The organism is Delftia deserti, assembly GCF_042653485.1.
GTDB lineage: Bacteria > Pseudomonadota > Gammaproteobacteria > Burkholderiales > Burkholderiaceae_C > Comamonas > Comamonas acidovorans.
This window is the reverse complement of the sequence record NZ_JBHSIH010000001.1, coordinates 1,142,532-1,155,614: the sequence shown is the minus strand read 5'-3', so window position 1 is coordinate 1,155,614 and position 13,083 is coordinate 1,142,532. Positions and strand designations below refer to the sequence as shown.

Here is a 13,083-nt window from a genome sequence, read left to right as displayed (position 1 = left end):
CTCCGGCACGGGCTGGAGCCTGTATTCTTCGGGCCATGAATCCTCCACCCGTTTCTGTTGCCGCGTTGCAAGCCTGCCTGGTGCAGGCCGTGCGTGGCTCGGAGGCGCTGATCCTGCGGCTGCTGCAGCGAACGGCCCATGCCATGGAGCAGGCCGACCAGCCCGGCTCCGGCCTGCCGCGCCGCGCTGAAATCCCCGAGGCGCTGGAACTGCTTGCCCGCCACCGGGCACCCATGCTCAAGGGCTATGGGCGGGCGCTGCTGGAATGCTTTGGTCAATCCGGTGGCGCTGCTGCATGGCCGCCCGTGCCTGGCGTGTCCGGTGTGCCCGGCGCCACCGATTTCGCCTCCCTCTCCCTCCTGGACGACTCCGTGCTGCAGTCGCAGCTGGCCCACCAGCGCCTGCTGCAGCATGTGGCGCCGCAGGTGGAGATCGCGCTGGCCGAGCTCGATGCCCTGGTCAGCGCCGTCCAGGGCCTGGACCGTGTCCAGCCCGAACGCAATCCGCTGCGGCCCCACAGCTATGTGCAGGCGCTGCAGCGCGTGATCGACGACACCGGGGTGGACCCCGGCTGCGCCGCCTGCTGGCTGGGCTTCATGCGCGAGCACCTGGGTGCGCTGCTGGTGTCCGAGTACGGTCATATCGCCCAATCCCTGCGTGACCAGGGGGTTCAGCCTGCGGCCTATGGCCTGGCGCCGGTACAGGCCCTATCGCCCGACGCGGGACGCCGCCATTCCGACCTGCCGGGGCAAAGCCGCTGGCGGGCACCTTCCCACTATGGCGATGCCGTGGCCCAGAGCCGCGCCTATGGCTCCTTTGGCCAGCAGGCCCAGGAAGATGAGCTGACGCGGCGCCTGGTGGCCGCCCTGCTGTCCGATCCACGCTGGATGGATTCGCACCGCGAGGCGCCCGCTTCGGCGCCTTCTTCCATGTTGGCGCTGGCCCACCCATCCGCCTATTCCGTGCCCGGGCAGTTCGCGTCGGCCATGGACGGCACAAGCCGCCTGCAGACCACCGCCTGGCAGGGCAGCGAGACGGCACCCACCGTGCTGGCGGCGCTGCCCGAAGGCTGGACTTCGCTGAGCTGCATGGCGCTGGAGTCCGTGCAGCACCACTCGGCCCAGCTGGAGCAACTGATGCAGGCGCTGCAGCCGCCCGAGCAGCAGGAGCCCGCACCCGGCGTGCGTGCCGACGACGGCGCCGCGCTGCACACCCTGCAGCGCATGATGCGTTTCATGGCGGCCGACACGCGCCTGCTGCCTTCCGTGCAGCGCACCGTGGGCCGTCTGGAGCCGCTGCTGCAGCAACTGGTGGTCCAGGACCCGCGATTTTTCGAGGACCGCAGCCACCCTGCGCGCCAACTGCTCGATGAGCTGACGGCACGCAGCCTGTGGTTCGACAGTGAATCCGCGCCGGGCTACGGTCAATTCCTGCAGGTGGCCGATTCCGCCGCCATGCGGCTGGCGGCCCTGCAGCGTGCCGATGCGTCGGCCTTTGCCACGGTGCTGCAGCAGCTGCGCGACGGTTGGGGCGGCAGCGGCATGCAGCCCGTGGGCCCTGGCGAAGTGCCGGAAGGCGGTACGGTGACCGGGCCTGTCTCGGCTGCGCTCAGGCATGTGGAAAGGCGTGGCGTGGACCCGCGCTGGCCCGAAACCGCCATGCCCAGGGCCGAGCAGATCGCAGCCGCCATCCGGCGCCTGCCCAGCGCCCAGGGCGTGCCCGATGACATTCTGGAATTCGCCACGGGGCCCTGGGCCGAAGTGATCGCCAGCGTGCAGGAACCCGTGGACGGCAGCGAGGCCCGGGACCCTGGCGGCTATCTGGCCCTGGTGCCCAGCCTGCTGTGGAGCGTGTCGGCCCACGCGGGCCGCGATACCGACCGCCTGGTGGCGCTGGCGCCGCGCCTGCAGGCCCGGCTGCGCGCCGGTCTGCGCAGCGTGGGGCGTACGGAAGAGGAAATCCAGGCCTTTGCCGCGCGCCTGGCCGGCCTGCACCAGGATGCGCTGGATGCCGGTGTGGTCCGCCAGCCCATTGAGAGCGTGGATATTTATCTGGACTCCGTACCGCCCACCATCTACGGGTCGGACTCGGTGCTCGCGTCCTTGTCTTCCTCGACTGGCGCGGCAACGCTTGGCCAGACAACGCCCGGCTCCCTGGCGGCCCGCCTGCCGCAGTCGTTGTTTGGTGTGGCGGCCTCCATGCCGGTGCCGCTTGATGCGCAGCAGCCGATGGCGGACGATATCGGCGCGCTGACCGCGCAGGACCTGGAATTGCCCGAGGCGCTGCAGGATGAGCTGCCTGCCACCCGGGCTGCAGAGGCACCGCAGGCCTTTGCGGGGCTTGCCGCGCAGGCTGCGTTGGCTGGTGGCGACACGGCCCCGACGCCCACCGAGCCCGCCGAGCCCGCCGAGCCCGCACTGCCCCTGGAGCCACCGCCGCCGGTGGCTCCAGGGGTGTCCGAAGACTGGGCGCTGGGCACCTGGGTGGAACTGTCCAACGCCCGGCAGTGCATCCGCACCCAGCTGACCTGGGTCAGCCCGCAGCAGACGCTGTTCCTGTTCACCGCAACCGATGGCAGCACCCAGTCCATGACGCGCCGCATGCGCGACAAGCTGCTGGCGCAAGGGCAGCTGCGGCGCGTGGACTGAGGCGCTGCTGCCTGCTGACTGGTGCCGGATTGCGGCGCTTGCGGGTCTGCAATGAATCCCAAGCCTGACTTGCCATCGACGCGCAAGCGTCGATGGGGACGAATCGTGCCCAATTCGGGCCTTGTGGAGGTTGAGGCCTGGGGCCTGTCAAAAAGACAATGTCCTGCATCGGTGCGCTCCGGATCACGGGGCGCATCACCGAATAGACCCCACCAGCAGGAGACAGGAACCATGGCGCGTTTGAGGATAGGCATCGTCGGAGCAGGCATTGGCGGACTGGCGGCAGCCAATGCGCTGCACCAGGCAGGGCATGAAGTATGGGTGTTCGAGCAAAGCCGGCAGTTCCTGCGCGTGGGCGCGGACATCAACCTCACGCCCAATGCCGTGCGCGCCCTCGATGGCCTGGGCTCCGACATTGCCGCCGCCGTGCGCGCCAGCGCCGCCCGGCCCACGCACCGCATCAGCCGCAACTGGGACACGGGCGAGGAAACCTCGCGCCTGACCATGGGTGACGAGGCCGAGCGCAAGTACGGCGCCCCGCAGTTGACCATCCACCGCGCCGATCTGCTGGCCGCGCTGGCCGATGCCTTTCCGCTGGACCAGGTGCAGCTGGGCAAGCGTGCCAGCCAGATCACGCAGACGGGGCAAGGCGTGGACATCGCCTTCACCGATGGCAGCGAAGTGGCCGGGCTGGACGCACTCATTGGGGCGGACGGCATCCACTCCGTGGTGCGCGCGGCCCTGTTCGGTGCCGAGAGCCCGCGCTTCACGGGTGTGGTGGCCTTCCGCGCGGTGGTGCCCACCGAGCGCGTGCGCCATGTGCCCGACATCCAGGCCTTCACCAAATGGTGGGGCGCCACGCCGCAAAGCCAGATCGTGACCTTTCCGCTGAACCAGGGCCGCGACACCTTCATCTTCGCCACCACGGCCCAGGATTCCTGGCACGAGGAATCGTGGACCACGCCCGGCAGCGTCGAGGAGTTGCGCGGCTTCTACGCCGATTTCCATCCCGACGCCCGGGCGCTGCTCGACGCCTGCGATGGCGTGCTCAAGACCGCGCTGTACGAGCGCGATCCCCTGCCTGCTTGGTCGCAGGACCGCATCACGCTGCTGGGCGATGCCTGCCACCCGATGATGCCCTTCATGGCCCAGGGCGCAGGCATGGCCATCGAAGACGCCGTGGTGCTGGCCCGCAACCTGGATGCCGCCCCGGGTCCGCAGCAGGTGCCCGAGGCCCTGGCGCGCTACCAGGCCATGCGCATGCAGCGCACCAGCGAGATCCAGATCGGCTCGCGCGGCAACAACTGGCTGCGCGCCGGTGGCAATGCCGATGGCGTCTACGGCTACGACGCCTGGGCGGTTGCGCTGCAGGCCTGAGCCCGGTCAGGGCCGGCAGGCGGCCAGCTCCCTGGCACAGGGCAGCTCCAGCCCTTCGGCCGTGGTCAGCGACTGCGCGGCCAGCACGGCGCGCACCGTGGCCAGGGCGACGGCCTCGGCGGCCATGGCGGACAGGGTCAGCATGCCCAGCGATTGCTCGGCCAGGCCGGTGCCCAGGGCGAACAGCGTGTCGCCATCGCTCATGGTGTGCACGGGGCGTATGGCGCGTGCCAGGCCGTCATGGGATACCACGGCCAGGCGCTGGGCCTGGACCTTGGTGATGCGTGCATCGGTGGCAATCACGCCGATGGTGGTGTTGGTGCCTGCCAGCAGCGGCCGCGGCTCTTCGCCGCGCAGCAGGGCGCGGCAGGTGTCGTGCAGCTGGCGGCCATCGGGGCTGCGCGCGCCGGCCAGCAGCGCGCCGCTGTGGGGGTCGACCACATCGCCCACGGCGTTGCAGGCGATCAGCGCGCCCACGGTGACGCCGTGCACGGTGAGCGAGGCCGTGCCAATGCCGCCCTTCATGGCACGCTCCATGCCGAAGACCTTGCCCACGCAGGCGCCCATGCCGGCGCCCACATTGCCCTCGGCTGGCCGCGCGGCGCTGGCGGCCTGGCAGGCCGCATGGCCGGCATCGGCACCCGGGCGGATGCGGCTGTCGCCCACCGCCAGGTCGAACAGCACGGCGGCCGGCACGATGGGCACGCGGCCGACGCCCACATCCAGCCCTATGCCCTGCTCATCGAGCCAGCGCATGGCGCCGCTGGCCGCGTCCAGCCCCCAGGCACTGCCTCCCGACAGCATGACCGCATGCACCTGCTGCACCAGGTTGGAGGGATGCAGCAGGTCGGTCTCGCGCGTGCCGGGGGCGGCGCCACGCACATCGCAGCCGCCCACCGCGCCGCCGCGCGCCAGCACGACGGTGCAGCCCGTGGGGCGGTGGGCATCGGTATGGTGGCCCACCTCGATGCCCCGTACGCGGGTGATGGAGCCGGTGTCTGAGCCGGTGTCGGAGTCGGTGCTTGGCATGCCTTGCTCTGCTCGGTGATGGAAAGGCCTTCACCTTAGCCGAAACGGCCGCCGCAGCACCCTGCCTTCAGCGCAGCACTTCCAGCTGCGTGACCACGAAGGCGCCCTGGTCCTGCTCGGCGCGAAAGCGCACCTTGTCGCCGGCCTTGAGGGCGGGCTCGGGCGCGGCCACGCGCAGCTGGAAGACCATGGTCATGGGCGGCATGCCCAGGTTCTTGAGTTCGCCGTGGCGCAGCGTGACCTTGTTGGTGCGTGCATCCCAGCGCGTGACCTCGCCTTCGCTGAGATCCTGGCTGGAGGCGGCGGACGCGGTTTCGGCAGATTGCGCGCCATGGCCTGCATGGTCATGGGCCGTGGCCTGTGCGGCTGTCCAGGCGGGGATCAGCGCGGCGGCCAGGGCCATGCGCACGGCAAGGGCGGTACGGGAGGCAAGGGGGACTGTGTTGTGCATGGTGTGCTCCAGGGTTCAGCGGTAGCTGGTGAAGGTTCGGGTGGAAACGTCGTTGTTCATGACGTTCTTGGTGATGAGCAGCACCTCGTAGGGGTCCTTGCGGCCGCCGTACTCGGGGCCGTCCATGCCAGGGCTGCCCACGGGCATGCCGGGCACGGCAATGCCCAGCGCCTTGGGCTTTTGCTTGATCAGCTTGTGCACGTCGGCCGCAGGCACGTGGCCTTCGAGCGCATAGCCTTCGACCAGGGCCGTGTGGCAGGAGCCCAGGCGCGCCGGAATGCCCAGCCTGGCGCGCACGGCGCTGTTGCCGGTGTCGTGCACGGTGACGGCAAAGCCGTTGTGCTCCATGTGCACCACCCAGTCCTGGCAGCAGCCGCAGTTGGGGTCCTTCCAGACCTCGACGGGGATGCGGGTACTGGGTGCTTCTTTGGGCGCCGTGGGTGCAGCCGCCCACAGAGAAGGGGCGGCGAATGCCGTGCAGGCCAGGGCCATGCGGTGCAGCGCACTGCGGCGCGGGTGGGCGGATGCCATGCGTTCATGTTTCATGGTGTGCTCCTGAAGGGGGGGGAAGCGGGCGCGCTCATCGCGTCACCGTGATGGTTCCGCGCATGCCGGCCTGGTAGTGGCCGGGGATGAGGCAGGCGAAGTCGAAGCTGCCTTCGCGGTTGAAATTCCAGACCAGGTCGCCGGACTTGCCGGGCGAGACATGGGCCATGTAGGGCTCGCCGTGCTCCATGGTGGGGAACTTGAGCATCATCTGCGCGTGCTCGTCCAGCGAGGCCGGCGTGCCCAGCACGATCTCGTGCATGATCTGGCCCTTGTTGGCCACGCGCAGGCGCACCGTCTCGCCGCGCTTGACGCTGATGCGCTCTGGCGTGAAGCGCATGTTGTCGCTCATGTCCAGCGTGATGGTGCGCCGGGCGGCCGAGGCATCGCCGGCAATGCCCCAGGGCTTTTGCTCCTTGACCGCGGCGGCCTTCGGAGGGCCATCGTGGGTTTCGCTGCCATGGGCGAAGACGGCAGCGGGGCTGGCGAGCAGTGCGGTGGCGAGGAGGAAGGCAAAGGTGTTCATGAGGTACTCCTTGGATGGCATCAGTGGTGCTCATGGCCCGCACCGGGCTTGCGCACACTGGGTGCGCCGGGGGACTGGCCGGGCGTGGTCTGGCGCGGTGCGGAAGCCTCGGCCGCCGGCCCCTTCCATTCATGGGCCACGCTGCCCTTGGGGTGGGTGAACCAGCCCGGGTCGCCATAGTCGTTGGCGCCCAGCTGCTCGCGCACCTTGAGGGTGGTGAACATGCCTCCCATCTCGATGGGGCCGAAGGGGCCCGTGCCGGTCATCATCGGGAAGGTGTTGTCGGGCAAAGGCATCTCCATGGAGGCCATGTCGCCCATGCCGCGCTCGCCCATGACCATGTAGTCGGGCACGATCTTCTGGATCTTGCCGACCAGGCCCCGGTGGTCCACGCCGATCATGGTCGGCGTGTCATGACCCATGGCGCCCATGGTGTGGTGGCTCTTGTGGCAGTGCAGGGCCCAGTCGCCCAGCTCGTCGGCGATGAACTCCACCTGGCGCATCTGGCCTACGGCCACATCGGTGGTCACTTCGGGCCAGCGCGCGGACCGGGGCACGGGGCCGCCGTCCGTGCCCGTGACCTCGAACTCATGGCCGTGCACGTGAATGGGGTGGTTGGTCATGGTCAGGTTGCCCACGCGCAGGCGCACCCGGTCGCCGCGCCTGGCGACGACGGGGCTGATGGCGGGGAACACCCGGCTGTTGAAGGTCCAGATGTTGAAGTCCGTCATCTCGGCCACGCGCGGCGTCATGGAGCCGGGCTCCACGTCGTAGGCCGACAGCAGGAAGGCGTAGTCGCGCTGGACCTCGGCGATCTGCGGGTGGGCCGCCTTCGGATGCGTGATCCACAGCCCCATCATGCCCATGGCCATCTGCACCATCTCGTCGGCATGCGGGTGGTACATGAAGGTGCCGGGGCGGCGCGCCGTGAACTCGTAGACGAAGGTCTTGCCGGGTGGGATGTGCGGCTGGGTCAAGCCGCCCACGCCATCCATGCCGTTGGGCAGGCGCTGGCCGTGCCAGTGCACGGTGGTGTGCTCGGGCAGGCGGTTGGTCACGAAGATGCGGACCTTGTCGCCTTCCACGACCTCGATGGTGGGGCCGGGGCTCTGGCCGTTGTAGCCCCACATGTTGACGAAGAAGCCCGGTGCCACCTCGCGCACCACGGGCTCGGCCACCAGGTGGAATTCCTTGACGCCTGCGTTCATGCGCCAGGGCGTGGTCCAGCCGTTGAGCGTGACCACGGGGCGGTAGGGGCGGCCGTTGGGCGGTGCCAGCGGGGCGGCGGTTTCGGCCGAGGACTGGGTCGCTGCCTCGGGCAGGGCGGCCAGGGCCACGCGGCTGACGGCGGCGCTGGAGACGGCGGCCACGGCCGCGCCGGTGAAGAAGTTGCGGCGGTTCATTTCAGTGGCTCGCTGTGTTCGTGGGAGTGGGGGCGGCGGCGCCGGATGCGGCCTCGACCGTGCCTGGCGAGGTTCCCGTCAGAGCCAGCTGCAGGTCGGTGTCGGCCAGCCAGAAGTCGCGCTGGGCGTCGGTGGCGGTGGCCACGGCCTGGGCGCTGTTGCGGGCCTCGGCCAGCAACTCCCAGACGCTGACGAACATGCCGTTGTAGCGGAGCATGGTTTCGTCCTGGATGAAGCGGCGCAGCGGAAGCACCTCGGCCTGCTGCTGGTGCGCAAGATCCCAGGCCGTGCGGTAGCGCATCCAGCTGCTGCGCGCCTCGGCCCGCGCCTGGATGGCGCCTTGCTGCAACTGGGCCGCGCTGCGCTGGACCTCGGCACGTGCGCGGCCGCTGGCGGCGCCACCCCAGTCGAACAGCGGCAGGGGCAAATCGATCTCCCAGCCGCGCGTCACATCGCTGTGGCCGGTGGCTTTGTCGGTGGCGGTGTTGCGGCTGTACCCCAGGCCGATGTCGCCGAACATGGCACCCAGGCGCGCCCAGCCACGGCGTTCGGCCAGTTGGTCCAGGTCGCGGCGCAGGGCGCGCAGGTCCAGGCGCTCGCGCAGCGCGGTGGCTTCGGCGTCGTCGCCGCTGCGCAGCGCCGTGGCGGCCTGCGGCAGGGGCGGCAACTGCTCGGGCAGGCGGAAATCGATGCGCCTGCCCCACAGGCCCATCAGGCGTGCCAGCTGTTCATGCTCGGCCGTGGCGGCCAGGCGCGCACGCGCCAGCTGGGCTGCGGTGTCCTGCTGGATGCTGAGCTCGCGTGCCTGCTGCAGCCGGCTGAAGTTGCCCACTCGGGCCATGCGCCGCGCCAGCTCGGCCCCGGCCTCGGCCGCCTCGTGCATGCGCTCGCTGGACGCCAGCTGCTGGCGCGCGGCCACGGCGCGCAGCCAGGCGCGGCGCGTGTCGGCGGCCAGCCGCAGCACATCCTGCGCGGCGGTCAGCGTGGCCTGTTCCATCTGCATGCCCTGCCAGCGGCTGCGCCAGGGCAGGGTGATCAGGCTGACCAGGCCAAAGCTCAGCTGGCGCTCGATCTCGCGCTCGTCGCTGTTGACCATGCGGCCCAGGGCCAGCGTGGGGTTGGGCAGGGTCAGGGCCTGGACGCGTTCGGCATCCTGCACGCCCAGTTGGGCCAGGCGCGCTTGCAGGCCGGGGTTGTTGAGCAGTGCGATGCGCACGGACTGGTCCATGTCCAGCGGCTGGCGCAGCCACTCGTCGATACGCTGCTGCGCCGTGTCGCGGGCCTGCGGTTCGGGTTGCGGCAGCTGGGCGCCGTCCGGCAGCCGGCTGGCGGTATGGGATTGGACCGCGCCGCGCAGGCCGTCGGGCGAGATGCTGGCGCAGCCGGCCAGGGCCAGCACGGCAGCCATGGCGCCGACCAGCCGGGTGGGGGCGAAGAGGGCGCGCTTCATGGCCGGCCTCCGTGCTGCATGTGAGAGCCGTGCGGGGACGGCGCCGGAGTGGATCGGCCGGCCTGGGCTGCCTCCCAGCGCAGGATGTCCATATGGCCGTTGGGAAACTCGCCCACGGCGGCATTGGCCTGGCGCCAGTCGGTCAGTTCGGTTTCCACGGCGCCACTGGCCGGCAGCGCGGCATGGCGCAGCGGCAGGCTGGCCGCAGCCGGATCGATGGCGCCGGTCAGGCCTGCGGAGGAAGAGGCCGGGGGGTGGCTGCCGTCATGGGCTTGGGCCCAGGCAGCGGGGCTGGATGCGGCAAGGGCCGCCAGCCCGAATTGGATGAGGGGGGCGAGAAAATGCGCACGGCGCATGGTGTTCTCCTGAATGCGAAACGGACAACGCATCCGCGGCCAGACGCCCCGCCATGCCCGCAAGCGGGCTGCCCATGGAGGGGCGGCAGGGATGGCGCGGACGCACTTCGGGCGTCAGGCTTCAGGAAATGGGTGGCTTGATGGCCTGCAGCTTGGCCGCGCTGGCAAAGCGCGCGCTGCCTTGGGGGCGCAGTGCGGCGGACGGCGCTGCGCCGTCCGAACCGATCTGGCCAGGAGTGAACAGGGCTGAATGGCAGATGCCGCACAGGGTGCAGCTGGGCCCATGTTCATGTTCGCCGCAGCTGCCGCCCGGATGGCCGCCGGCCTGGGGGGCGCAGCCTGCACTGTGCTCGGCGTGTGATGCGTGATCCGGGCCGTGATCTGCGACGTGCGCCGCGTGAAGCTGCTCGGGGCTGTCCGGCGATTGCGTGATTTCCAGCGCGACTTCCCGCGCGATTGCCGACGCAATTTCCGGCGCGTGGTGGTGGAGTGCAGACGCCGGATCCAACGCTGGCGCAGATGCGGCAGCCGGCGCCAGGGCCGACATGACGGGCGCAGCCCCCATGGCCATGGCGTCGCCCAGCAGGCCACGAAGGACCAGCAGCAAGACCAGGACAATGGACAAGGGGCGGCGCATAGGCTTGGATGATACCGGACGGCGGCGCGAAGTTCCTCAGGCGCGTGAGCTTTGCCGGGGCGTGTGGCGCGTGGCGCGCAGGGCCTCGGCAATCAGGGCCGATACGGCGGGCGGCATGTCCATGGGCAGGGTGGCCGGCACCGTGGCGCGGCCTGTGTTGCCGCGCGGCAGCCGGTCCAGCAGGTGGCCTGCAGGCACCAGGGCCAGGCGCAGCAACTGGCCTGCCACCTCCCCGCCATCGCGCAGCTGCAGCGCATGGCGCAGCATCCAGCAGTGGGATCGCCAGTGCAGGCCCAGCTGCTGCTGGCCCAGCACATGGCTGGCCTCCAGCAGCAGCCAGCGCTGTGCAGGCGCCTGGTCCTGGCTTGAACGGAAACTGTGCAGCAGGTGGGCGAAGGCGGCGCGGCGCTGGGCGTCGGTCATGCCGCCTCCCTGTCGCTGCCCCAGCGGCGCAACCTCAGGCCGTTGCCGACCACCAGCAGGCTCACGCCCATGTCCGCCAGCACGGCCAGCCACATGCTGGCGTTGCCGGCCAGTGCCAGCCCGAAGAACACCAGCTTGACGCCCAACGACAGGGCGATGTTCTGCCAGAGCACGGCGTGGGCGCTGCGCGACAGTTCCACCACCTCGGGCAGGCGGCGCAGGTCGTCGTTCATCAGCACCACATCGGCGGTTTCCATGGCCATGCCCGTGCTGTGCATGCCGCCCATGGCAAAGCCGATGTCGGCCTGGGCCAGTGCGGGTGCGTCGTTGATGCCGTCGCCGGTCATGGCCGTGGGGCCGCGTGTGCGTTGCAGCTCGGCCAGGGCGTCGAGCTTGTCCTGGGGCAGCAGGCCGCCGCGCGCATCCTGGATGCCGGCTTCGGCAGCGATGGAGCGCACGGTGGCCGTGTTGTCGCCGCTGAGCACCACGGGCTGCACGCCCAGGGCCTGCAGGCGTGCCACGGCCTCGCGGGCCTGGGGCCGCAGCGGGTCGGCCACGGCGAACAGGGCCCGCACGCCGCTGCTGTCGGCCAGCAGGGTCACGGTGCGGCCCTGGGCTTCGTGCATGGCCAGGCCGGCGCGCAGCGCGGCGCTGTCCCAGCCTTGCTCCTGCACCCAGCGCAGGTTGGCCAGGGTCCAGAGCTGGCCGTCGATCTCGGCCTGCACGCCACGGCCGGGCAGGGCCAGCAGCTTGCTGACCGAGGCCCGTGCGGCATCGGCGGCCACGGCGGCATCGGCCTGGAGGCCGGAGGCAATGGCGCGCGAGACCGGGTGGTCCGAGCGGCCGGCCAGGGCCAGGGCATATGCGGCGGGCGAGCTGGAGTCATGGGCCGCATCCTCTTCGCTCCAGGATTTCCACTCGACCAGCTTGGGGCTGCCCGTGGTCAGCGTGCCGGTCTTGTCCAGTGCGATGGCGCGCAGCTTGCGGGCCGATTCCAGCGCCTGGCCGCCCTTGATCAGCAGGCCACGCCGTGCAGCCGCCGTGAGTGCGCTGACCACGGTGACAGGGGTGGACAGCACCAGGGCGCAGGGGCAGGCGATGACCAGCAGGGCCAGGGCCTGGTAGGCCGCGTCATGCCAGCTCCAGTCCATGACCAGCGGTGCCAGCACCGCCAGCGCAATGGCCAGCACCAGCACGATGGGCGTGTAGACGGCGGCAAAGCGATCGACGAAGCGCTGGGTGGGCGCCTTGGAGGCCTGGGCCTGCTCCACGGCGTGGACGATGCGTGCAATCAGGCTGTCATTGGCCGCCGAGGTGACGCGCATCTGCAGCTCGCCATCCTGGTTGATGCTGCCGGCGTAGAGCTCGTCGCCCGGGGCCTTGTCTGCCAGTGCGCTTTCTCCGGTGATGGGCGCCTGGTTGACCGAGCTTTGGCCACGGATGACCACGCCGTCCAGCGGCACGCGCGCGCCGGGGGCCACGCGCACGGTGGCCTCCAGCGCCACGTCGGCGGCGGCCACGCGCTGCACGCTGCCGTCGGGCTGGAGGATGTCTGCCGTCTCGGGCGCCATCTGCAGCAGGCTGCGGATGGCATTGCGCGCCCGGTCCATGGCCTGGTCCTCGATGCGTTCTGCCGCGGCGTACAGGGCCATGACCATGGCGGCCTCGGGCCACTGGCCGATGGCGAAGGCACCCGTGACGGCGATGGCCATCAGCGCATGGATGCCCAGCTTCAGGCGCAGCACGTCGCGTATGCCGGCCTTGTAGACGCCCAGGCCCGACAGGGCAATGGCCAGCACGGCCACGGCCATGCCGCCGTATTGCAGGGCCGGCACGCCGCCCTGGGCGCCGCTGACCCAGTGGGCGGCTTCGGCCAGCACGGCCGCAATCAGCGCGGCCGTGATGCGCGGCCAGCCGGGCAGCACGCTGTGGTCGTGGCCGGCATGGGGGTCGCTCTCGTCGTGACCGTGTTCATGGTCATGGTCGTGGTCATTGGCGTGGGCGTGATCGTGGCCATGGCCTTCGCCGTGCGCATGCGAGTGGCCTTGGGCCTTCTTGCGGGCCGGCGTGTGCTGGGTGATGGTGAAGGGCGCGCAGCAATCGGTGCCGCAGGCGGAAGACGGCGAAGTCGAGGCGGGCTTGGAAAGGGCTGGGGAGGCTTTCAGGGCCTCGTTGCCCTGAGGGCTTGGCAGGCGATTGGAGTTCATGCGAGCATTGGAAACGGTGAAGTCACTTCA

At 70.5% G+C, this 13,083-nt stretch carries 12 protein-coding genes; 2 read left to right on the top strand and 10 right to left on the bottom strand.

All coding sequences use genetic code 11. From position 1 onward, the window contains the following. The first annotated feature begins 35 nt into the window (after nucleotides 1-35). A complete protein-coding gene (locus tag ACFPFG_RS05450; RefSeq protein ID WP_380105444.1) occupies nucleotides 36-2,648 on the top strand; it encodes a DUF1631 family protein in 2,613 nt (870 codons plus the stop codon). Between the two features lie 231 nt (nucleotides 2,649-2,879). Then, entirely contained in the window at nucleotides 2,880-4,025 is a 1,146-nt protein-coding gene (locus ACFPFG_RS05445; protein ID WP_197956731.1) for an FAD-dependent monooxygenase, read from the top strand. 6 nt (nucleotides 4,026-4,031) lie between these two features. On the opposite strand, the gene ACFPFG_RS05440 is transcribed toward ACFPFG_RS05445, so the two are convergent. The 10 genes from ACFPFG_RS05440 to ACFPFG_RS05395 all read right to left on the bottom strand — a co-directional run bounded on the left by ACFPFG_RS05440 (nucleotide 4,032) and on the right by ACFPFG_RS05395 (nucleotide 13,053). Next, nucleotides 4,032-5,054 carry a P1 family peptidase gene (locus ACFPFG_RS05440; protein WP_380105441.1) on the bottom strand — a complete coding sequence of 341 codons (1,023 nt, stop codon included), beginning with the start codon at nucleotides 5,052-5,054 and terminating at the stop codon, nucleotides 4,032-4,034. Between the two features lie 67 nt (nucleotides 5,055-5,121). Then, complete coding sequence (locus ACFPFG_RS05435; RefSeq protein ID WP_197956730.1) at nucleotides 5,122-5,505, bottom strand: copper-binding protein; 384 nt, start codon at nucleotides 5,503-5,505, stop codon at nucleotides 5,122-5,124. Nucleotides 5,506-5,520: 15 nt separating this feature from the next. Next, nucleotides 5,521-6,051: a DUF411 domain-containing protein gene (locus ACFPFG_RS05430; RefSeq protein WP_374618019.1), complete on the bottom strand. Its 531-nt coding sequence runs from the start codon at nucleotides 6,049-6,051 to the stop codon at nucleotides 5,521-5,523. 34 nt (nucleotides 6,052-6,085) lie between these two features. After that, nucleotides 6,086-6,577 carry a cupredoxin domain-containing protein gene (locus tag ACFPFG_RS05425; RefSeq protein WP_374618020.1) on the bottom strand — a complete coding sequence of 164 codons (492 nt, stop codon included), beginning with the start codon at nucleotides 6,575-6,577 and terminating at the stop codon, nucleotides 6,086-6,088. Between the two features lie 20 nt (nucleotides 6,578-6,597). Further along, nucleotides 6,598-7,980 (bottom strand): multicopper oxidase family protein, encoded by a 1,383-nt coding sequence (locus tag ACFPFG_RS05420; RefSeq protein WP_183019007.1) that lies wholly within the window; start codon nucleotides 7,978-7,980, stop codon nucleotides 6,598-6,600. A 1-nt stretch (nucleotide 7,981) separates the two neighbouring features. After that, nucleotides 7,982-9,430 (bottom strand): TolC family protein, encoded by a 1,449-nt coding sequence (locus tag ACFPFG_RS05415; protein ID WP_380105438.1) that lies wholly within the window; start codon nucleotides 9,428-9,430, stop codon nucleotides 7,982-7,984. Continuing rightward, nucleotides 9,427-9,786, bottom strand: a complete 360-nt coding sequence (locus ACFPFG_RS05410; RefSeq protein ID WP_380105436.1) for a hypothetical protein — start codon at nucleotides 9,784-9,786, stop codon at nucleotides 9,427-9,429. The genes ACFPFG_RS05415 and ACFPFG_RS05410 overlap by 4 nt, the downstream gene beginning before the upstream one ends. A gap of 121 nt (nucleotides 9,787-9,907) precedes the next feature. Continuing rightward, nucleotides 9,908-10,411 (bottom strand): hypothetical protein, encoded by a 504-nt coding sequence (locus tag ACFPFG_RS05405; RefSeq protein ID WP_259649176.1) that lies wholly within the window; start codon nucleotides 10,409-10,411, stop codon nucleotides 9,908-9,910. A 48-nt stretch (nucleotides 10,412-10,459) separates the two neighbouring features. Next, on the bottom strand, nucleotides 10,460-10,846 hold the full coding sequence (locus tag ACFPFG_RS05400; RefSeq protein WP_380105434.1) for a DUF3703 domain-containing protein: 387 nt from the start codon (nucleotides 10,844-10,846) through the stop codon (nucleotides 10,460-10,462). Beyond that, nucleotides 10,843-13,053, bottom strand: coding sequence for a heavy metal translocating P-type ATPase (locus tag ACFPFG_RS05395; RefSeq protein WP_380105432.1), 2,211 nt, complete (start codon nucleotides 13,051-13,053; stop codon nucleotides 10,843-10,845). Before ACFPFG_RS05395 ends, ACFPFG_RS05400 begins: the two co-directional genes overlap by 4 nt. Between the last annotated feature and the right edge of the window lie 30 nt (nucleotides 13,054-13,083).